Raw genomic sequence first — 20,079 nt, 5'->3', positions numbered from 1 at the left:
AGGATGCCCTCTTATTGGGAAACAGGATCGAAATCGAGCGCGGCAGGCAAGCTGTCGTGATTGCCGGCCTGGTAACCCCACCTGGCTTGTACGCCTGCCAGTGAACCCTGGTCCATGTAGGCCCTATCAAACTCCTTCATCAGCGAAAGAGCCTGAGCGAATAGCCCCTAATCCCTCCGCCATCCGAACAAAGGTTCAAGACCTCACCACGTGGGCCTGTGTTTCTCATTCAGCCTGCACAAGGTAAGCACTAGACGCTTCAGCCTCAGGCGAAGCCGCTGGAACAACAATATGATTTCTCGAGATCTCGTGACAGTCAACGATTCGAGTAATTCTTGCGACCATCTATACCTGTGCCGCATATGCGTCACCGTTCCCGCAAACCACGATGGTTAGCCCTCGCTGACTTGGGGTGAGGTCTCCTCGTTCAGGCGGTTGGCACCCAGCCATAATTCAGAGTCCTTTTGCATAGTCCAGCAATCTTTCGCATGGTCGTGATAGCCGGCACCACTGTCTGTTCGCATCACAGGGCCGTTGCCGTTGTAGCGCGGTTGTCAAAACAAGCTCCTCCTTGGCGCGTGAGATAGCAACGAAGAACACTGCTTGCACATCGTCTTCCTTACCCCAGTAGAACTGTTCCTCAACACCGAGGACGATGACCTTTTCAAATTCCAGGCCCTTACATTTGTGAATCGTCAAGATCCGCACAGCATCGGCTTCTGACAATCGGGCGAGCGCCGCAATAGGATCTTTAGTTATTTTTAGTTCACGCTCATAGGCACCCAAGACCTTTTTGAGAACCTCGTCTAAATGGTCTCCTTGCTGATATGAAGGCGAAAGGGCATTGACTGCCGAACGAGATACGAACTTCAGAAACGCTTTGATGAGTTGCATCCATGAGTCAAATTGTTTGACATCAAACCCAGGGGACTGCGCATCCATCCGAGCTTTGTTGAGATGCCACAGCAGTTTACTTGCCTGAACGGCATCGTCCTCTTCAAAGGCATCCCTCGTAACCATCCTCACAAGCTCCGAGTAAGCTGCTGGATTCCCAGTGCCCACTACGACCCGAAGAAAGTTAAAAATCAGAGCGGCTACAGGCTCGGTAGTGAGATCTTGAGATTGCTGCTCATTGCGACACGCAACCCCGTTTTTGTTGAGATGTCTCATCAAAACTTCTGCGATGAGATGCGGTTGCTTCCGCACAATCACTGCAATCTCCCGTGGTTGCACTCCTTCGCGGATCCATCCCGTGATTAACTGAGTGACCCCCGCCGCTTCGTCGACATCGTTTTCATAACGCAGTACTTTTAGCTCGCCTCCCTCACCCAGCAGATCCTCATCTGGGCTCGCCGCAGAAGGATCCATCGCAGTGATCATCCTATTCTGCATCCGCCGCAGGCGAGGCTTCGACCGGAAGTTTTGGTAGAGCTGCAACTCAAGCGCGGCGAAGTCATCGGCGAACGTCGCCATGATCCCTTCTAACGCGCCCGCAAACCCCATAATCCGTTGCTTTGTGTCACCAACACCTGTGAGAAGAACGTCTGTATCGGCGAAGGCTTCCTTCATGAACTCATATTGTTCTGCAGTCGCGTCCTGAAACTCATCCATAAATACATGACTGTATGTCTGTCGTAACGCACCGCGGGCGTAGACGTTCTTTTGAAGAATTTCGCGCGCCAGTGGAACAAGATCATCAAATGCAATCGCCTTGTTCGAAGTTCTGTCAGTGCCTATGCGATAGTCGGGATCGAGGGCGTTCTTTCCTGTCAATGCTGGGCGATAGTTGTCAATGATCCGCTTGGCAAAAGCATGGAATGTCAAGCTATCGAATCGATACGCATACTGGGGGCCCGACCGTAGGCTGACCCGCGAACGCAAGTTATGTGCAGCATCACGTTTGAAAGAGATCGCCAGAATCCTTTTCGGATACGGACTCGCTCCGGTACGGAAGAGAAAGTCCGCGCGCTGAGCGAGAAGCTCGGTCTTCCCCGCACCGGGCCCAGCGGTCACCACGACATTCGCCCTGGTCTCGCGGACCGCTTTCAACGCATTAGACTCCAACTGCAGCCCATCAACCGGCGACCACTCTTCGGGACGTATCATTCCGGCAAGCTTTCGAGTCGACATTCCACCTCGTTCACGAGACGCGCGAGAGGACCCGGTAGACCTTCTTTCAGCTCTTCGTTACTCAGCGAAGACAACGCTTTAAGGTGTGAGGCGGGTTTGTTTTTGTTAAACATGCGATGGTAATCAGCGAAAAGATTGCGTGACACCTCAGGGAGAAGGTTCTCATTCGTGTGAGATTCGCCGAGCACGGCGACGGTTACCTTCTCGTCAGGTATGCCAATCGACTTTGCACCGTATGCTTCGGGAAATGATTCAAGCATCATCAGATCGAGATCAAGCGGGTGAGAGAAATAGACTCCTTGCTCCTCGAGCTTCTTCAATGCATTGGCCCCGCAGAAAGAGTTCGTAGAGTTCAGAACAGGAAACGCACTGTTCGAGTTCCAGGCTGGCAGCTTATCTATCTGGTCCTTTGCAAAGGTACCTGGGTTGAACTCGTTGTATTGTCTGAGCGCGTTGCGTACCCGACCCCAGCCTCCCTGGTATCGACCAGAGTCCAAGTCAAGCAACGTGACGTGTGGAATTACCAGTTCTGTCAGCAGTCTCCAAAAATGATTGACGTGGCGACCACCCAGCGGCACCACTACAACGGAGGCGTCATCCTCCGCGATGCCAGCCGCAGCAAGGACTCGCGGAAGCACGATCTGCTCACTTGCACCTTCACCGAGGACTACCAGCCGCGCAAAATAGAGCTCCGGGAACGCTACAACGGCTTCACGCACATATTTTTCGGCTTCCTCGTGAGACTTCGGCAAAACGATGCGGCGGACCTTCGACTGACGTTGCTGATCGAGGCGCAGGAAACAGATGTCTTCAGGTGCGACACGACTCAGCAAGGCAGGCGAATGCGTAGCGATCAGCGACTGCGAATCTTTATGCCTTGCAGTCTCCCGAAGCTGGCGATTGATACGACCGAGGAACTGGGGCGCAAGGCTGTTCTCCGGTTCTTCCAACGCGATAACGGTGTGTACTGGAGGGCGGAGTCGGTGCTGGTCAAAAGAGGTATCACTCCCATCGAGCACCTTACGTGCAAGAGCCTGCCAGGCGAGCACCAGTGAAATGTACAGCAATGACTTTTGGCCGTCACTAAGTCGGTCAAAAGGGATTGACGAACCATCTGGTGAAGGCGCGAACGCAACCGTTAGTTGCCGAAGCACACTCTCCAGATCTCCACTTCCAAATGAAATGGAAGGGTCTGTGAAGAAGCCGCCAGTGTGTAACCCCTTCCATTTCTCCGCTAGGTGCTTCCCAACGCTCCTAACCCCGCTGTTAGCCGTCAGTGCATTAGTTAGTTCCTCCGACAATGCGTCAAGTTCATCGCGCTCCTCGGTCCACTCTGCCGCGCGCAGAGCACGCCCTACGACTGACGCCGCCGTGTAAGCGATATGCTCTGTCGGATCCCGGCGGGCAGGTAGATAATGTACCTCTATGTTGGCTCGGTCAAACCGTGACATGTCAGCACAGTTCAACGGCTCCCCGTCAGAATCTACCGCGAGGACGTACTGCAGCTTCTCGTCGATCACGTGATCTGGTGCGATAGTAGCTGTCAGACGCACTCGTATGCCGGGTGCCCCGTCTTCGGTTGATATGCGCATGTGGGCGAAATTCGGAGGAACAGAAGCATGCTCCCCGTCCTCACCAGCTTCAGGAACCTCTATGTCTACCTCAATCCATAGTTCGGGCTCAGCTGCATAGACTTCGTTAGCAGTGAGCCCGCTCGGAATGTGGAAGTCGGTGTGTTTGATCTTTCGTTGCGCCGGAAGTGGGCTGAATAGTCGCGTTAGGGCCTCGAGCACCGCTGTTTTTCCCGCACCGTTGGGACCCAAAACGTACGTGACGTCGGTGAGTTCTATGGTGGTTGGATCCGGGCCGAACGACTGAAATCCCGATAGCCGGAGGCGGGTGATCTGCATCAGTGTTCCTTCTCTCGACGCGGATAGCAAAGACGCGCATGTGCAGCAAGCGAAACTGTGTATTGAGCAGGCTCCGACCGGGAGGTCGAATCCAGACATATGAGTGATACTCGATCATCCTACCTGTGTCCAGATGCAAGTCAGTGACTTCGTAAATGCCTAAATCTAGTTGATACCAGCGATCCCACTAGACGCTCACCACCATGTGGTATGCGGTTGCCTGACTTCGATCATCTTAATTCCATGCCCCGCCACCCGCCGATGATCCGCCCCCATGGCATAGTGGGAATAGCCAACACCCAGCAAACATCCAACACCATGCGATACGCCGAGGAGCCCGCGTTGCGGAACCCAAGCGCTTTCACTGACCTCACCGGAATCGAACTGCCATTCATTGGCGCGCCGATGGCCGGCACCTCCACCCCACAGCTCGCCGCGGCGGTCAGCAACGCAGGCGGGCTCGGATCACTTGGTTTGGCGGGTAAGAACGTTGACCAGGTTCGCGAGGCCATCCGCGAACTTAAAGCCCTCACCACCCGGCCATTCAATCTGAACTTCTTCTGTCACGCCGAACCTCACCGGGACCCCGCCGTCGAGTCCGCATGGCTCGACTACTTGGCCCCTCTCTTTCACTCGCTCGGCACCCAACCGCCAGCAGAACTCAGCCCGTCCTATGAATCGTTCCTCGGCGATACCGCGCTGCTCCAACTACTCGCGGACGAAAAACCCGCCGTGGTCAGTTTCCACTTCGGTGTCCCCGACGTCGCAACCATCAACGCACTGCACGAAGCCGGCACCCTGTTGATGGCTTCCGCCACTAGCCAGGCTGAGGCGCGCGTAATCGAGGAAGCGGGCTTGGATGTGGTCATCGCCCAAGGGATCGAGGCCGGCGGGCACCGAGGAATCTTCGACGAAAACGGCCCCGATGAACAGACCCCTACCGGGCGCCTCGTTCAGCAGATCGCCTCAGCAACACAGCTGCCTGTGGTCGCAGCGGGCGGCATCATGACCCGCGAACGCGCCGAGCACATGTTCAGCCTAAGGGCTTCCGCCGTTCAGGTCGGCACCGCACTCATCACGAGCCCCGAATCCGGGGCCAAAGATTCCTACCGTGAGGCTCTAGTTCAAGCCGCGCACGCCGCTCAGCACGCAAGCGGCGGCGCTGAAACTCGCTTGACTCGCGTGTTCTCGGGGCGGCCAGCCCGCGGGTTGCCTACCGCGTTTATGGAATTCGCTGAAGCGCCCGATGCACCAACCCCGCCGGTCTTCCCCGTCGCCTATTCAGCGAACAAAGCGCTGTCTGCCGCGGCCGCTAAGAGCGGCTCCGCAGGGATGGCACCACACTGGGCCGGCGCCAACGCACACCTGATTCAGCCGCGCCCGGCAGCGGAAGTCACCCACGCCATCGGCCGCGAACCATGATCCCAGGGCTACTCACGCGGTAGCCAGCCAAACACCGCCTAGACGACGCGCCCGACCTGGCCAGCCCCGGCCTGGTCTGGCCTAGTCGTTCGCGGCTCGTTGCGGTTATTCTCTAGTGCAAGGATTCAGCACATCACCCGAGGAGATTCCTTGATCATTGAAACCCCGCAGGGCACGTGGACGCCCAAGGTCGCTTTGGACCACGACGCCGGCACCGACCAGACACACACCCAGTCACCCGCGCAGTCACCATGCCCGCACGAGAAGGTCGCCAAGATGGTGGCCCACTCATCTGAACCGCCAAGCGATACCGAAAACTATGAGGCACCCGGCGCTCGGTTATTCGATAACCCGGTTCTCTACGACAACATCTTCGGCTGGGACGCGAGCGAAGAACTCGACTTCATCACCTCCACCACCAATGCCGACCGGCTCATAGAGTTCGGTTGCGGTTCGGGACGCGTGCTGCTTCCGTTGCTGGAACGCGGCTACCAAGTGGACGGCATCGACTCCTCGAGCGACGCCCTCACCTACCTCAGCGAAGCGGCGGCCGAACGGAAAACCAAACACACCCCACGGCTGATCCTCGGCGACCTCACCGAAGTCGCACTCCTACCCACATACCCGGGGGCTTTCTCCGCGCTCAACACTGTGCGATGCCTCCCCACCCCCGAACTGGTCGCCGCCCACCTGCGTCGCGCCGCGATGAGCGTCACCACCGGCGGCAAATACCTGATCCACCTCGACTCCTTCGGCGCGGACCTGACCGAACGCCCACAGCCCGGTGAATACGGGGAATGGGAAGGCTTCGGCAACCCAACCGAGAACCCCGAATACCAAAACATCACGGTGCGTTGGGAGCTGGCGAAGCGGGAACCTCACGACGGTTACGACCTCGAAACTGAGCGGGTACGCGTCTGGAACGGCGAGGAACTCATTGTCGATGAACTCCTGCTGCAGCTCTCCTTGTCGATCACGGGCTGGCACGACCTCTTCACCGCCGAAGGGCTTTGGACAGTGCACAGCGTTGTTGACGAAGACGAGTTCCAACCGCTCGATGCGCAACAACAGCGGACGGCCGAAAGCGGCAACTACTGGTTCATTCTGGAACGCACAGACCGCGCCGTCCCGCCGCTCTACAGCGCTTAAACGCCCCGCCGCTCTACAGCGCTTTAACACCTGCGGTGGGTGGGCATCTCATTGATGCCCACCCACCGCAGGTGTTCTTGGGTTTGTTTGGTCGCTGGTTTTCTTCGGTTCTTAGACGGCGGTGTAGCCGCCGTCAACCAGGTAGTAGGCACCCGTGACGAAGGACGCGTAATCCGAGAGCAAGTACAGAACCAGGTTCGCGACTTCCTCCGGGCGGCCCAAGCGACCCATCGGATGCTTAGCGACGAGCGCATCGCGGATCTCTTCCGACAGGTTAGCCAGCAACGGGGTATCGATATAGGCCGGGCCAACAGAGTTAATGCGCAGCCCCTCCGGGCCGTACTCTGCGGCCGCGTTCTTGGTGATGCCTACAACCCCGTGCTTCGCGGCGGTGTAAGCGCCATTGCCGATCGCCGCGACCGTGCCGTGAATCGACGCCATGTTCACAATCGCGGACTCACCCGCGCCAGCCTTCAACATCTCAGGGATCTGGTAACGCATCCCGTACAGAACACCGTTGAGGTTGATGCCGATGACCTTGTCCCAAGCCTCAAGGTCAGTCTCACCGGCCGGTGCTGCCGGGTCACCGATTCCCGCGTTGTTGACCGCATAGTTCAGCTGACCATACGCCTCGATAGCCTCACGGACCATGCGCTCGTTGTCTTCCTTGACGGAGGTGTCACCGGCAACGGCGAACGCCGTACCGCCCGCGGCTTCGATCTCAGAAGCCACGCGCTCCGCGGCCTCCTGAGAAATGTCAGCAACAACCACCTTGACGCCGTATTCAGCGAGCCTCTTGCTGGTTGCCTCACCGATTCCCGAACCACCGCCAGTCACCAACGCGACCCGGCCTTTGAACTCATCACCGAACATGCTGAAAACCCCTTCCATAGGAGACGTCCTGTCAGTTTGAGCCCAACAAGGACATCCCGTTTTTCGGAGGGATTCTCAACCGGCGAAATGAGCGTGCTCAACCAGTGAAATCAGCATGAAGGCCGGGCAGCGTTGCGGTGAGGACCCGCACCTGGAAGCGGCTAGATCTTGATGGTCTTCGAGGTTGCACCGGTGGTGGCGCTGGTTTGATCGAAGACGAAGCGGTACTGCTTCTTGTGCTTCGTCTTCACCTTGACAGTGGCCTTACCCTTCTTCAGCTTGACCGTCTTCACGGTCTTCCACTTCTTGCCCGATTTCACCTGCACCCGAGCCTTCTTAGCCCCATGAGCCACGTACTTATAACGCTCAGGGTTGTAGCGCTGAGCCGACGCTGTCAGGGTCACGGTGCTCCCCTTACGCTTCCCCTTCAGCGCGGCTTTGCCCTTAGCCCGGACGTAGAAGTGTCCCTTGGTCCAGTCGGTATAGGACTGGTAGTCGTAGCCGTCCCGGGTGTCGGCAGTGACAGTCGAAGGGCCAACCGTGTACTTACCGAGGCCGTCTAACGAAGGACAAATCTGAACACGAGTCTTCGACCGGTCGCCAGATTTCGAATAATCTGCCCAGGTCACAAAGCTGCCGCTTCGGGTCACATCGGCCGAAACGTCCCAATAGTCAACCTTCGGGGACATGGTTTTCCGCATGGTGACCACGACGGACCGACAACTGGGGTTGGAAACCACGATGGACTTGGCGCTGAACCCGGTCACGTCCACCAGGCGTGGTGCCGCTTGGCTTGGGACCGCGGTGCCTGCGTTCAACCCAACGGCAACCAGAACAATGGCGAATGCACGGAAGAACCGTTTCATACACATTCCTCAAACTAGAACGAGCTAAATATGGGCGCAGGAATACTCAACAAGTTTGGTGATGAAGCTGCCCTAGTTCAGATGTGTACGAGTTCAAATCGGCATTAAAGTAACGAAAACGAGTCAGTGCCCGGATTGATCATAACCAAGGAAAAGAAAAACTCCTAGACACCGCGCCGGGGTTGCACTCCCGTGCCCGCGTCAGGGTCCCGTGCCCGCGTTACAGTTTCGCGACCTGCCGGGTAACACCAACTCATCCTTCAGCCAGCCCGCGAGCAAACTCAGGCAGAATTGAAGAAACCCCGATGAAAGAAGCTGTAGGCATGGCAAAACCAAAGTTCATAAGCAATATTCGGCGGTTGCTCAATTTCAACTACACCGAGAGCCTGAAAACCAATAACAGGACTCTCGGCTCCATCAAGAAGGCACTGGATGCCGCGAACACGTCCACCAATGAAGCACTTGTGCAGATCCAGAAGGATCTGGAAACGCTACGCAAGGAAGCCACACTTCAGCGCCGCCACGACGATGCGATGCGTAGCCTGGCTACGATGCCACTGTTTGAAGAAATGCGGAAGGAATACCGGGCGAAGCAGCTGGGTCTGCTTGAAACAGTGCAGACCGTTTCTGAAAACAACCTCTCCTTTGTGCGCATCGGCGACGGCGAACTCAAGCTCGCTTTCGACATCACCGCAAACCTTGGTTTCCAGAAGAACTCAACGGCACTTCAAAAGGACCTCAACGATGCCATGAGCGGAAGCCTCAACCGTGACGACGTCATCTTCGGCACCCCGCACACCTACCGTGACCGCCACTGGAGCATGATCTGGGCCCAATACTGGCCCGAATTCCGCGAAGTCATCGCGCCAGCCACCCGCCTTGGCAACGCGCACGCGACCCGGCCGTTGTTCTTCGCTTCCGAAGGCGAGCAAGGCGTGGAAGCATGGCGTAGCGTCTGGGCTGGCAAGAAAGCGACCATCATCACCGGTAAAAGCTCGAGGTTCGACCTGATCCCACAGCTGTTCGACAACCTGGCAGGTTCTGACCGCATCGATTCACAAGACCGTCACGCCTACGCGGACATCCCACGGATTATGAACGAGGTCGACAAGGCCACCGATACGGACATTTTCCTAGTCGCGCTCGGCCCCGCAGGCACGGTTCTATCCCACAAGATCGCCGAAACCGGACGCCAAGCAGTCGATGTTGGGCACATCTCCGACTCCTACCTTGCAGTGTTCGAAGGCGGCGCCCGTCCCGAAAGCCGGCCCTACTCACAGACGCCGGCAAAGCAGTAGTTGTCTCACGGGCTAAGAAAAGCTGGACTAACCGCCCGGTAGCAGGATCTTGTGTAGCTCCGCCATGCTCGTGGCCACCTGACCTGGGTGCGCGGCGTCGATCTGTTCACGCGTCGCCGCGCCCCACGTCACGCCCACCGTGTCCACACCGGCGGCGTTGCCCGCCTGAATATCGGTAGGCGCATCCCCTACGTACACCGCCCCGCCTGGGCCGCCGGTAGGCTCAACACCCACCAACTCGAGCGCCTTCAACACCGGATCGGGTGCCGGCTTATGCCGTTCAACATCACCGTTACCCACCAGCGGGCTCAGCTCTGGCAAACCACACACCCGCAGGCCGCGCCGCGCCATCTCCGGCAGCTTCGCCGTCACAACACCCACCGTGCAGCCAGCGGCCTCAAGATCAGCCAACACCTGGTCCACGCCAGGGAACGGGGCCACCGCGTCGTCATGCATCTCTTGGTTGAACTTCCGGTACACAGCCACCCACTCATCGGCCGCGTCCTCGCCGGCCACGGGGCGGAACGTGTCCTCCAACGTCAACCCGATCCACGACTTCATGACCTCATCATCCGGGGCCTGCACCCCGAAATGCTCAAAGGTGCGGTGGAACGTCGCCACAATCAACGGGATCGTGTTGATCAGCGTCCCATCCAGGTCAAACAGCACCGTCTTCCAGCGCGGTGAACCAGCCACAACGGCCACGTCCTCTCCAGTTACGCATTTCAGTCCGCTCACGCATTCAGGTATTCGTCCACGGTCATGAGCGTGAGCATCGGGTTGAAGCAGTCCATGATCGCCATCGCCTGGTCGTGCACTTCTTTGGTTCCGCCGCCGCACGCATCCGTGAGCACCGTAACCCATTTGCCGGCATCCACGGCGCCCAGCGCGGTCCCGATCACGCAACAGTCCGTGGCGACCCCCGCCAACACTAGGCGGTCATAGTCCTTCGTCATTTCGGCGAGCTGTTCGCCCCACTTGGAGAACGTCGGCATCGACAACACACGGTCGCCATCCCGCACCGGGGAGGTCAAGTCCCACACCTCGGATTCGGGTTCGGCGCGGCATTCGTCCCAGCGGTCGTAATAGTCCGCCCACGCGCCGTGCTCTTCCGGGTCCCGCACAAAGCGAGTCCAAATCACCGGCGAACCATCCCGCTCACGCAACCGCGCCATCGCCTGCTCAACCTCGGCATAATTCGAGACACCCCACTGGCCGTCCTGGTCAGCGAAAATGTTCTGCATATCAATAAACACCAGCGCACCCTTGCGCGGGGTGCCCGTCTCAGGTGCTTGCTGCCCTGCAGCCGGTGCAGCGGCGTCCGATGCGGTACTCATCAATCCTCAACCTTCCGATTCAGTGGTGGGCTTGGTTTCCGTGTTGGGCCTAGTTTCGGCGGCCGTCGCCGAAGCGTCGGCGTCGGCCTCAGCGGCCGCTTCGGCTTCGGCCTGTTGGCGGGCCGCTTTCCGTGTGCGGAGCAGGCCCGTGGGTACGGGCAGCTTATAGGTCAGCATATAGAGCACCCCGGCGCCCAGGATCCCGGCGAGGAACCCGAGGTCCCCCATTGAACGGGAGAGTTCAGCGAGCGGGCCGGCCAGCAGTTCGGTATCCCAGAACAGCATCGAGACCAAGCATCCGCCGATCCATGCGAAGAAGCCCCACTCGAACCGGCGCCCGGTGTTATACAGCTCCACGGAGCTATCCACGGCGGGTTTACGCATCCGCAAGTAATAGTCCAGCAGCAACACCGTGCTGAACGGAACCACGAGGTAGGCAAGCACTGAGAGGAAGTTATAGAACCCGCCGTACGGGTCATCCTGCATCAACAAGGTCATGCCGAGACTCACCACAGCCACGATGACCACCGCAACAATACGGCTCACCGGGACCTTCAACGTCAACAGGGATAGCGCGCCGCCATAGAGGTTCATCGCGCTCACCGGGATCGTGGAGAGCACCACCGTGATCATCGCGACTGGCGTCCACGAACCCGTCAGCTGCGCCAACGCGGGGATCGCATCCAGCTCGCCCGCGAAACTGGAAACCAGAACCCCGATGCTGCCCAGCCACGTCAGCGCTAAGAAGCTGCCGCCAGCGGTATAGAGCACGACCTTCGAATGCGGGGTGCGGCGCGGAAGATACCGCGAGAAATCCGATGCGAACGGAGTCCACGTCATCACGTAGGCGAAGAAGAAACCGGCGAACGTGATCCAGCCGGCGACCGGGCCCATGTAGCTGCCCGCATCGGGGTTAGCGGCGAGCGTGAAGTCAGCCTCCCGCATCGAAAGCACCGAGATCACCAGGAACAACACCGTCAGTACGACGGTGGCTACCTTATTCACAACATGCACCACGTTGTGGCCCCACACCGCGAACACCGCCTGCACCGCGAACATGAGTGCCGCGGCGAGCGCGAAGTTGATGTCCACCAAAACTTGGAGCGCGATCACCGCGAACACCGTGTTCACGGCCGTCCACCCGATCGCGGAGACAATGGTGAGCAACGTGATCGGTAGGTAGTTCCCGTAGAAACCCATCGGGCCGCGGCCCTGGACCTGCTGCGGGACACCCAGCTTGCTGCCGATACCGGCCAGCAACCCCATGACCAGCACGCCGCACAGCGTTCCAGCGGCAACCGCGGTGAGGCCCTGCACCACTGACAACCCGAATTGCGCGGAGAAGAAACCGGACACCATGACCGCGAGCACCATGTTCGCGGCGAACCAGAGCGTGAACTGGCTGCGTGGGCTACCGTGCCTCTCTACATCGGGGATCTGTTCCGTTCCGTACGGCTCCGCCTTGGTGAGGGATGAACCGTATGTTGCTTCGCCGGGACTCTCGGCAGCCATGCTCTCTCTTTTCGTTGAGGAACCTTTCACACTACCGTGACCGCAACCACAACATCAAAAGCGATCCCACAACCAACATTGGTTGTGGGGCCGCTGATGTGGATGCTGACGAGGTCAGCTCGCTTCTACACAGTCACGCTGTTTTACAGCGCGAGACCAAACACCCACACGAGCAGGGTCGAGCACGCGAGCGTGATGACGCCGATGCCGATGAGGTTCAGCCACACGCCACCCTTGACCATCTCGCCGATCGTGACGTAACCGGAACCGTACGCGACCGCGTTCGGCGGGGTCGCCACCGGAAGCATGAACGCGCACGTAGCAGCCAACGCGACCGGTGCCGCGAACAGCAGTGGATCAGCGCCCATACCCGATGCGATACCCATCGCCACCGGAATGAACGTCGCCGCAGTAGCCGTGTTCGAGGTCAGCTCAGTCAAGAACAGGATCGCCGCCGCCAGGATCGCGACAACCAGAACCGGCGGGACACCGTCCAGCTTGCCCGCAAACGTACCGATGTCCTTCGTCAAACCGGACTTGCTGAACATGCTGGAAAGCGCCAGGCCGCCACCGAACAGCAACAGCACATCCCACGGAAGTTCCTTAGCGGTCTTCCAATCCAACAGGCGCACACCGCGCTCAGCACCAGCCGGCATCATGAACAACACAACACCAGCGACCATCGCGATGCCCGCATCAGAAATAATCGCCGTACCACCATTCAGCTGAGCGACCGTCGGGATGATGATCCACGCAAGCGCAGTCGCAATGAACACGACGATCACACGGATCTCGCCCTGGGACATCGGGCCAAGCTTGCTCAGCTCCGAACGGATCAGATCACGGCCACCCGGGATCTCATCGATCTCCGGCTTGAACAGAACCTTGACCAGCAAGAACCATGCGACCGCCATCATCACGATAGAAATCGGGACACCCACGACCATCCACTGAGCGAAACCGATTGTGACGCCCAAGTTATCGCTCATCATGCCCGCCAACAACGCGTTCGGCGGAGTACCGATCAGGGTGCCCAGCGAACCGATCGAGGCGGCATACGCGATACCCAACATCAAAGCGGAACCGAAGTTAGTGCGGATCAAATCAACCGCGGACGTCACCGGTTCGCTATCTGCGTTGAGTGCGATCGAACCGGTCTTCGGGTTCGCGTCATCATTCTGCGTAATCTGGTTCACCAGCGACAACACAGACATACCGATCGGCAACATCATCACCGCGGTAGCCGTGTTCGAAACCCACATCGAAACGAAACCGGTCGCAATCATGAAGCCCGCGATCATCGCGCCAGGCTTATTCGGCATCACCCGTAGAACACCCAACGCGATCCGCCGGTGCAGATTCCACCGCTGCATCGCCAACGCGATGAAGAACCCGCCCATAAACAGGAAGATCGTGTCAGATCCATACGAGGCACCCAACATGTTGAAAGTGACCGGTTCCGGGTCCTTCCCCTCCGCCTGAATCGGCTGAGCCAGCACAGGGAAAATCACGAGCGGCAGCAGTGCCGTAGCCGGGATCGGTAGCGCCTCGGTCATCCACCACACCGCCATCACAATCGCGGTAGCGGCAGTCAAACGCGCGTTATGCGACATCGAGTGCGGGAGGATGAAATAGATCAGCACGCTCAACACCACACCGAGTGCGAGCCCACCCCAACGCACATTCACCGTGCGCTTCTCAACGGCCGGATCCAACTCGCCCGGCGACTTCTGCTTAACGTCACGGCCCTTCGACGGGTCCGGACGAAGACTCTCCAGATACTCCGGCATCTTCGGCTCAGCCATGCCAACCTCCTGGGTGCATATAGTTCAAACGCAGAATCGAGTGACAACGGTCCGTTGGCACCCGACCTATCGCGAACAACAAAGAACTGTTAATGAAACAGTAAAGAGTGATGTGCCTCTCATGCTAAACGTAAGCGGCCCGAATCCGGAACTCGACTTCCAGCGCGGCGGTCACCCAACGCAACGGTTGCCCGGTGACTGTTTCCTGGTTGGCTGCTCCTTTGGTCAGCGATTCTGTCCCTTTGGTCAGCGATTTCCATGCCACCTGTTTCCCGCGCGACGTTGACCCGCTACGTTGGTTGCATGAGTACTTCACATGGTTCTGTTGCTGAATCTGCCGAGGCTGCTGAATCCGGTAGGCCGGTTGCGTTGATTACGGGTGCTTCGCGTGGGATCGGGTTGGCGATCGCCCGCGAGCTGTCCTCGACGCATGACCTGATCTTGGGCGCCTCTAGTAAGGATTCACTGGCCGATGTGCTGGCCGAGTTCCCGGGTGCCCGCCCGTTCATCGCCGAGCTGACAGATAAGGACGCGATCGCCCGCGCTGTCGCGGACGCCGGCTTCGGCGGCGGTTCTGGTGCTGGCGGTTCCGGCGAGGGTGCCACCGCAAGCGGTTTTGGCGAGGGCGCGGATGCCCTCCCGCGGCTGGATGTGTTGGTGCATTCAGCGGGTGTGGCTGATGGCGAGACGGTCGCGGAGACCCCGTGGGATGTGTATGAGCGGGTGTTCTCCGTGAATGTTTTCGCTGTGGCCGAGCTGACGCGTCTGTTGCTACCTGCGCTGCGTGCGGCGCGTGGTCAGGTTGTGACGATCAACTCCGGTTCCGGCTACTTCTCCGGCGTGGGGGCTGCCGTCTATTCGGGTTCTAAGTTCGCTCTACGTGCGTTTTCGGATGCGTTGCGGGAGGAGGAACGCGGATCGGTGCGGGTCACCTCGATCCATCCGGGCCGCGTGGATACTGACATGCAGGTCGAACTGCAGGCCTCCTACGGCAACCACGACTACAACGGCTCGCTGTACATCCGCCCCGAATCGGTTGCGGCGACGGTCCGGCTCGCGGTAGACGCAACGCCAGAGGCGATGATCGAAAACCTAGCCATCCGCCCCGTCCACAAATAGCTCCGCCCCGTCCGCAAATAGCTCTGTCCACCCGCAAATTCCCGCGCCCCACCCGAAGATGCTTTGGAGGTTTCGATGACGACTGTTTTTCATTCCGCCACGGTTCACACTATGGATGCCGCCGCCCCTAAAACTGATGCGTTCGCGGTGGATGACGGCCGCATCGTTGCGGTGGGTGACGACGCCCGCGAGCTTCTGGAGCAAGGCGCGGACTCGGTTGACCTAACCGGTTACACGGTCCTGCCGGGCATCATCGACGTACATAACCATCACAATCATGGTGGCCGCCGCGAGCTCACCGACCTCACGTTCCCGCCCACCGCGAACCTGGACGAAATCCTCGCAGCCGTACGCGCCCGCGCCGCCGAAACCCCTGCCGGCGAGTGGATCTATGGCGGCTCGGTAGGTTCGGACCTCATCGGCACCATCGACACCGCTGAAGCGCTCGCCGCGCTCGATGAGGCCTCCGGCGACCACCCCGTATTACTTACGGATGATTCGCTTCATAACCGGTGGGCTAACTCGCTTGCGATGCGGAAGGCCGGGATCGCCACGGACACCCCGAACCCCGACGGCGGGGTCATCTCCCGCGATAGCGCCGGCAACGCGACGGGCTGGCTCATCGAATCCGCGGGCGTTCTGGTGGAGTTGGCTAAGGCGGCGGATCAGCCGGAATCGGCGGAGGCTCTCAAGGCGTCCACGGCCAAAGCGGTTGAGATGCTCAACGCGTACGGCATCACGGGTTTCCAGGATGCCGCCGCCTCCCTACAGATCATGGAGGCCGTCAAGGCGTTGGATGATGCGGGCGAGCTGAACTCGTGGGTTGTTTCCAGCACCCCGGTTGAGGAGTTCATTTTCGGTTATCAGCCGGTCGGGGAAGACGTCATTTTCGGGATGGAGCACACCCGCAGCGAGCACCATAAACCTGATTTCATCAAGATTTTCCTCGACGGCGTCCCACCGGCTTTGACGGCGGCGTTCGTTGAACCGTACCTTCCCGCGGAAGGGCACGCGTGCACGCACGGCCACATGACTATGCCGTATGAGGAGCTTGAAACGTGGCTGCTGCGTACCGCTGAACGCGGCATTTCCGCGAAGATCCACTGCACGGGCGATGCGTCGGTGCGCGCCGTTTTGGATGCTGTGCAGAAGGTCCGCGAAGCCGGCTACGACGAGGTGCTGTACCAGGTTGCGCACGGCCAGTTCGTCACGGAGGAAGACATCCCGCGTTTCGCTGAACTGAACGTTGCGGCGGATATTTCGCCGTCGCTGTGGTTCCCTGGCGTGATCATTGAGGCCATCAAGTCTGTCCTGGGTGAAGAACGCGGAAGCAAAGCGCACCCGAACCGTGCTTTGACGGAGGCTGGGGCGCTGATCGCTGCCGGTTCCGACTGGCCTGTGTCTGTTTCACCAAATCCGTGGGAAGCGCTCTATGGGCTCGTGACCCGCAAAGACCCGACCGGGGAATTCCCGGGCGAGCTGTGGCCGGAACAAACACTCACCCGTGAAGAAGCGCTGGCTACCTACACGATCAACTCCGCCCGCGCGATGGGCCTCGGTGAACAGACCGGCTCCATCACTGAAGGTAAGGCGGCGGACTTTGTGATCCTAGAAACCGACCCGCTCGCCTGCCCGGTCGAGGACATCACCACGATTCAGCCGGTCAGCACGTGGTTCGCCGGCAAGAAGGTCTTCCCAGTCGCCTGAGCCTAGTCGCCTCTCTAGGCTGTGTCTGGGCCGCGTCGGCGATCCAACGCCATGTAGATCAGCACACCGAACAGCGTGAAAACCGGCCATAAAAGCAGCGGCAACCACAGGCCCGCAACCGTGCCTAGCACACCGCCGACAATGCTACCGATCGGAACCAACCCCCTCGTGAATGTGCGGCGGAACGCAGAAATTCGACCAAGCAGGCGCTGTTCGACGGTGGTCGCGGCATAGATCTGCGAGGCCACGTTCGTGATGGTCAAGATGCCGCCCCACGCCATCGTGTGAATAATCAGCAACACGACGGCCGCTTGCGGCGCCGCGAACGCGAACAGCGGCAAGGACGCGGCAACACACTGCCCCATGCCGCCCCACACGTACAGTTTCCTGACCGGAACTGCATCAGCAATACGGCCCGAGACGAACGACGCCGCAATTCCGGAAACCGCCGCCAAGGAACCAAGAATGCCGTAAAACTCGACACCCAAATCCAAAGTTTGAATGACCAGAATCGATTCAACCGCTGCACCCATCGACAAACCAGCGTTAGTAAACGCCGAAAGCCACGTCATACCCGCCAACTGCCGGTCAGCAACCAGCACCGACCAGCCGTCTTTAACCTGCTCCCAAAACGACTGCTTCGCGGGTACCTGCCCGGCGGCCTGCTCGGCGGTATCAGTATCGACCCCGGCATCATCACCCGACTCCGCCGCATCCGCCCCAGCCTGCCTCACGCGCGGCCGCGCGATGAACAGCGCGAGAATCATCGCGAGCACCGCGAAACCGACGGCCGCCAGCAGCGTCCAGTTAGCGCCCAACCTCGTGACACCATAAGCGACAGCGACCGGCGCAACAAGTGAAGCGATCCGGTCCCACGTGGCGATGTTCGCTACAGTCCGGCTGATCTGTCCGTCATGATCCACAAGAGCAGGGACCGTGGACACCTGCGCGGTCTCCGTCGCGACCGTCACAATACCCATGACGGTCGCGAACACGAGCAGGAAGGGGATGCTCAGGTGCCCACTCGCCGCCACCGCAACAAGCACTGCGGCGAGCGCAACCTTCGCCACAAGCGCGAGCTTCAAAACCCGGACTGCCTCGAAACGGTCAACAAAAACGCCGATGGGGATGCCCAGAATCATGAACGCCACCATGGTCAGCGCGTTCAGTAGACCCATCTGCCACGCGCTCGCGGCGAGGAGGGCAACCGCGACAATCTCAATCCACGGCCCGAACGCCTGAACGAAAAACGCGTCAGTAGCGTTCGAGGCTTTCGCCAACCGCAACCGGCGATTAACCACACCCATGACAACTCATTTCTGGCAACAGGACCCAGTTAGCAGCGCGGCCTCTCAACAAAACGGCCCCTCAGCAGCGCGACCCCCATGTGACCTACAACACAACATCCTGAATCCTATACCAACAACAACGGGGCCGGCTTGGTACGCAACCAAGCCGGCCCCGTCGCCGCCTCTCGGGCTAACTAATCGAGCGCTAACTATGCGCGCTTGAGTTCGATGTCGAGGGCTTCCTGAAGTTCGTCGAAGCTCATCCCGAACGTCTCCAGAACAACCACGCCGTCGTCGGTCAGGTCGAAGATCGCGCGATCCGTGTAAACGCGGGAAACACAGCCCGTACCGGTCAACGGGTAGGTGCATTCCGGAACCAGCTTCGGTTTGCCGTCCTTGGTGAACAGCGTCATCATGACCAGCACGTCCTTCGCGCCGATCGCCAAGTCCATCGCGCCGCCCACCGCCGGGATCGCGTCCGGGGCGCCCGTGGACCAATTCGCCAAGTCGCCGCCACCGGAAACCTGGAACGCACCCAAAACACACACGTCCAGGTGGCCGCCGCGCATCATCGCGAAGGAATCCGCGTGATGAAAGAAGCTCGCCCCCGGCAACTCGGTCACTGGAATCTTGCCGGCGTTGATGAGCTCCTCATCAACCTCATCCTCCTTAGCGGCTGGGCCCATGCCGAGCATCCCGTTCTCGGTGTGCAGCGTCACGCCGGAATCAGCATCCAGGTAGTCAGCGACCAGCGTCGGCTGCCCAATACCCAAGTTCACGAACGAGTGATCCGGGATGTCCCGCGCCACCATCTGCGCCATCTCGGTCTTCTCCAGTGGGCCGCGGTCCGTGTGCTCAACCGTGCCGCGCGCCACGTCAGCGCCCGCCACGTCAGCGCCTACAGCGTCAGTGGCGCCTACGGCTTGATTCTTCACGTTGTCCTGGCTCATGCTGCGGTCTCCGCCTTTGGCAGGGCCGACAAGTCGAGGACGTCGTCGGTGTAAATCTTCGGGGTCACAATGTTCTCTGGGTCCAGCTCGCCCACCTCAACCACGTTGTTGACCTCAACGATCGTGCGGGTCGAGGCGGTCGCCATGACTGGCGCGAAGTTCCGGGCCGTCTTCCGGTACACGAGGTTGCCCATCTTGTCCGCGGTCTCCGCGTGAATCAGCGCCACATCGCCCTTGATCGGGTACTCCAGCACATAGTTACGGCCGTCGATCTCGCGGGTTTCCTTACCCTCTGCGAGCGGGGTTCCGTAGCTGGTTGGGCAGAAGAAAGCGCCGATGCCGGCACCAGCGGCACGCATACGCTCGGCGAGGTTGCCCTGCGGCACCACCTCAAGCTCGATCTTGCCCGCGCGGTACAGCTCATCGAACACGTAGGAATCGGATTGGCGTGGGAACGAGCACACCATCTTGCGTACGCGTCCCGCCTGCAGCAGCGCCGCGAGCCCCGTATAACCGTTACCAGCGTTGTTCGATACGACCGTGAGGTCGCTCGCCCCCTGCTGAATCAGCGCGTCAATCAGCGTGACGGGCATCCCCGCCATACCGAAGCCGCCGATCAGAACAGTCGAGCCGTCCTTGATGCCTTCTACTGCGGCGAGCGCGGATTCATGGAACCGTGTCTGTGCCACATCGATCTCCCTTCAGTGAGTCC

General features: G+C 59.6%; 16 protein-coding genes. 5 read left to right on the top strand and 11 right to left on the bottom strand.

Annotated features, from left to right (window positions below):
• Positions 1-453: 453 nt before the first annotated feature.
• Both J2S67_RS00375 and J2S67_RS00370 read right to left on the bottom strand, forming a co-directional pair.
• Positions 454-2,130, bottom strand: coding sequence for an ATP-dependent helicase (locus J2S67_RS00375; RefSeq protein ID WP_310245233.1), 1,677 nt, complete (start codon positions 2,128-2,130; stop codon positions 454-456).
• Positions 2,103-4,040, bottom strand: a complete 1,938-nt coding sequence (locus J2S67_RS00370; protein WP_310245231.1) for an ATP-dependent nuclease — start codon at positions 4,038-4,040, stop codon at positions 2,103-2,105. The genes J2S67_RS00375 and J2S67_RS00370 overlap by 28 nt, the downstream gene beginning before the upstream one ends.
• 318 nt (positions 4,041-4,358) lie before the next feature.
• On the opposite strand from J2S67_RS00370, the gene J2S67_RS00365 reads away from it, so the two are divergent.
• Positions 4,359-5,462: an NAD(P)H-dependent flavin oxidoreductase gene (locus J2S67_RS00365; protein WP_310245229.1), complete on the top strand. Its 1,104-nt coding sequence runs from the start codon at positions 4,359-4,361 to the stop codon at positions 5,460-5,462.
• A 150-nt stretch (positions 5,463-5,612) separates the two neighbouring features.
• Complete coding sequence (locus J2S67_RS00360; RefSeq protein WP_310245227.1) at positions 5,613-6,611, top strand: class I SAM-dependent methyltransferase; 999 nt, start codon at positions 5,613-5,615, stop codon at positions 6,609-6,611.
• A 111-nt stretch (positions 6,612-6,722) separates the two neighbouring features.
• Here J2S67_RS00360 and J2S67_RS00355 read toward each other — a convergent pair whose 3' ends face one another.
• Both J2S67_RS00355 and J2S67_RS00350 read right to left on the bottom strand, forming a co-directional pair.
• Positions 6,723-7,484, bottom strand: a complete 762-nt coding sequence (locus J2S67_RS00355) for an SDR family NAD(P)-dependent oxidoreductase (protein ID WP_070506889.1) — start codon at positions 7,482-7,484, stop codon at positions 6,723-6,725.
• Between the two features lie 161 nt (positions 7,485-7,645).
• Positions 7,646-8,350, bottom strand: a complete 705-nt coding sequence (locus J2S67_RS00350) for a hypothetical protein (RefSeq protein ID WP_310245224.1) — start codon at positions 8,348-8,350, stop codon at positions 7,646-7,648.
• Between the two features lie 323 nt (positions 8,351-8,673).
• Between J2S67_RS00350 and J2S67_RS00345 the strand changes: the two genes are divergently transcribed.
• A complete protein-coding gene (locus J2S67_RS00345; RefSeq protein ID WP_310245222.1) occupies positions 8,674-9,648 on the top strand; it encodes a GT-D fold domain-containing glycosyltransferase in 975 nt (324 codons plus the stop codon).
• Positions 9,649-9,675: 27 nt separating this feature from the next.
• On the opposite strand, the gene J2S67_RS00340 is transcribed toward J2S67_RS00345, so the two are convergent.
• The 4 genes from J2S67_RS00340 to J2S67_RS00325 all read right to left on the bottom strand — a co-directional run bounded on the left by J2S67_RS00340 (position 9,676) and on the right by J2S67_RS00325 (position 14,302).
• A complete protein-coding gene (locus J2S67_RS00340) occupies positions 9,676-10,344 on the bottom strand; it encodes an HAD-IA family hydrolase (RefSeq protein WP_310245220.1) in 669 nt (222 codons plus the stop codon).
• A 38-nt stretch (positions 10,345-10,382) separates the two neighbouring features.
• Positions 10,383-10,985: a cysteine hydrolase family protein gene (locus J2S67_RS00335; protein WP_310245218.1), complete on the bottom strand. Its 603-nt coding sequence runs from the start codon at positions 10,983-10,985 to the stop codon at positions 10,383-10,385.
• 6 nt (positions 10,986-10,991) lie between these two features.
• A complete protein-coding gene (locus J2S67_RS00330; RefSeq protein ID WP_310245216.1) occupies positions 10,992-12,497 on the bottom strand; it encodes a purine-cytosine permease family protein in 1,506 nt (501 codons plus the stop codon).
• A gap of 143 nt (positions 12,498-12,640) precedes the next feature.
• Complete coding sequence (locus J2S67_RS00325; protein ID WP_310245214.1) at positions 12,641-14,302, bottom strand: SLC13 family permease; 1,662 nt, start codon at positions 14,300-14,302, stop codon at positions 12,641-12,643.
• A 303-nt stretch (positions 14,303-14,605) separates the two neighbouring features.
• On the opposite strand from J2S67_RS00325, the gene J2S67_RS00320 reads away from it, so the two are divergent.
• Positions 14,606-15,421, top strand: coding sequence for an SDR family oxidoreductase (locus J2S67_RS00320; protein WP_310245213.1), 816 nt, complete (start codon positions 14,606-14,608; stop codon positions 15,419-15,421).
• Positions 15,422-15,496: 75 nt separating this feature from the next.
• On the top strand, positions 15,497-17,128 hold the full coding sequence (locus tag J2S67_RS00315; RefSeq protein ID WP_310245212.1) for an amidohydrolase: 1,632 nt from the start codon (positions 15,497-15,499) through the stop codon (positions 17,126-17,128).
• 14 nt (positions 17,129-17,142) lie between these two features.
• Here the strand turns inward: J2S67_RS00315 and J2S67_RS00310 are convergent, their stop codons facing one another.
• The 3 genes from J2S67_RS00310 to J2S67_RS00300 all read right to left on the bottom strand — a co-directional run bounded on the left by J2S67_RS00310 (position 17,143) and on the right by J2S67_RS00300 (position 20,056).
• Positions 17,143-18,435, bottom strand: coding sequence for an MFS transporter (locus J2S67_RS00310; RefSeq protein WP_310245210.1), 1,293 nt, complete (start codon positions 18,433-18,435; stop codon positions 17,143-17,145).
• Positions 18,436-18,626: 191 nt separating this feature from the next.
• Positions 18,627-19,292 carry a 3-oxoacid CoA-transferase subunit B gene (locus J2S67_RS00305; protein WP_370991832.1) on the bottom strand — a complete coding sequence of 222 codons (666 nt, stop codon included), beginning with the start codon at positions 19,290-19,292 and terminating at the stop codon, positions 18,627-18,629.
• A gap of 71 nt (positions 19,293-19,363) precedes the next feature.
• Positions 19,364-20,056: a 3-oxoacid CoA-transferase subunit A gene (locus J2S67_RS00300; RefSeq protein ID WP_310245208.1), complete on the bottom strand. Its 693-nt coding sequence runs from the start codon at positions 20,054-20,056 to the stop codon at positions 19,364-19,366.
• Positions 20,057-20,079 lie beyond the last annotated feature (23 nt).

This window comes from Pseudoglutamicibacter albus, from assembly GCF_031458175.1.
Taxonomy (GTDB): domain Bacteria; phylum Actinomycetota; class Actinomycetes; order Actinomycetales; family Micrococcaceae; genus Pseudoglutamicibacter; species Pseudoglutamicibacter albus.
Note: the sequence above shows the minus strand (reverse complement) of the source record. Positions and strands in the feature narration are given on the sequence as shown.